The sequence below is a fragment of the Okeania sp. genome, assembly GCF_983059655.1.
The window spans coordinates 1-1,417 of record NZ_CEZPJD010000453.1 but is presented as its reverse complement, the minus strand read 5'-3'; the positions used below and the strand labels follow the sequence as shown (position 1 = coordinate 1,417).

The 1,417-nt window shown below is 34.2% G+C and carries 1 protein-coding gene; it reads left to right on the top strand.

Annotated features, from left to right (window positions below; genetic code table 11):
- The first annotated feature begins 510 nt into the window (after nucleotides 1–510).
- The gene (locus AC3DU7_RS21650) at nucleotides 511–1,092 is read left to right on the top strand and encodes a thioredoxin family protein (RefSeq protein ID WP_488041373.1); all 582 of its coding nucleotides are present in this window, start codon (nucleotides 511–513) and stop codon (nucleotides 1,090–1,092) included.
- Nucleotides 1,093–1,417: the final 325 nt, after the last annotated feature.

Sequence of the window (1,417 nt, the reverse complement as noted above, 5' to 3'; positions counted from 1 at the left end):
AGCTTAGTACCTTAATTATCTCAAATATTTTTCGAGTAATAAGCAATAAGAAATAAAGTGAGGAAATCTATAAATAAATTACAGATAGAAAGTATGATGGATACTGGTTTTTATCAAAATAAATTTCTCGTAGATTTTTTGTGGAATTCATTGGGCAATAATTGGTATTAGAGATTTGTTGTAGTGAAAAAAATTTCAGTAGTTCTCAAGATAAAAATTGTCTGGTTTTGATTACAGCGGTTTTCATTTCAGTAGACCACAGTAGGGACGCCCTCATGCAACGTCCCTACAGGGTTTTGGTTATGGCGATGTGATTCATCAAGAGCGAAAAGTGCTGTAAGTTGGTAAAAATGTGGTATGGCAAGAAACGAGTTGGTGTTTGACTGATATTGATGATGAACCTTAGACAAAGAAATGCTTTTCCTACTGTTCCCTGTTGCCTGTTCCCTGTTGCCTGTTCCCTGTTCCCTGCTATAGTTTTTTTAGAAAGAAAAATATACAGGAATAACTATGGCTTTAACCGCTTCTACAATGCTGACATTAGCAACTTCAGCTCCAGATTTTCAGTTGCCAGACGTAGTTTCTGAGCAAATCATTTCCCTATCAACATTTGAGGGAAAAAAAGCACTCTTAATCATGTTTATTTGTCGTCATTGCCCATTTGTGAAACATGTTCAATCAGAACTTGCTAAAATTGGAGAAGATTACGTTCCAAAAAATGTAGGAATTGTCGCTATTAGTTCCAATAATATTGAAACTCACCCTGATGATGCTCCAGATAAACTAAAGGAAATGGCATTAGAATTAGGGTTTAATTTTCCCTACTGTTTTGATGCAACTCAAGAAGTAGCAAAATCTTATACTGCTGCTTGTACTCCAGATTTTTTCCTCTTTGATGCTGATTTTAAATTAGTATATAGAGGGCAATTAGATGATAGTCGTCCTAGTAATAATCAACCAGTTACAGGAAGTGATTTAAGAGCAGCTTTAGATTCAGTTTTAGCAGAAAAATCTGTAGATGAAGAACAACAGCCAAGTATTGGTTGTAATATTAAGTGGAAACCAGGTAATGAGCCATCTTATTTTGGTTAGAATAAAAAGAGATATTTGCAGATAGTTGAGTAGGTTATTCTACAGATTTTATTTACTAAGACTAAATCTCAACATTCTTACTACATCTTCTTGAGGGTAGAGAGCAAAGAATAGCTAACAACGGTCAGTTTTTCACTTTCTAAGTAGGGTTTACCGATCTAATATCAAAGTCTTTATCTCAAAATTTTTACTACATCTTCTTGAGGGTAGAGAGCAAAGAATAGCTAACAACGGTCAGTTTTTTACTTTCTAAGTAGGGTTTACCGATCTAATATCAAAGTCTTTACTGATATTGGTTTTAGCCTTTTTAGATCAGAAATACCTG

Bases quoted from the DNA above. Each gene is read 5' to 3' on its own strand.
- AC3DU7_RS21650 (WP_488041373.1), top strand. From the start codon at position 511: ATGGCTTTAACCGCTTCTACAATGCTGACATTAGCAACTTCAGCTCCA.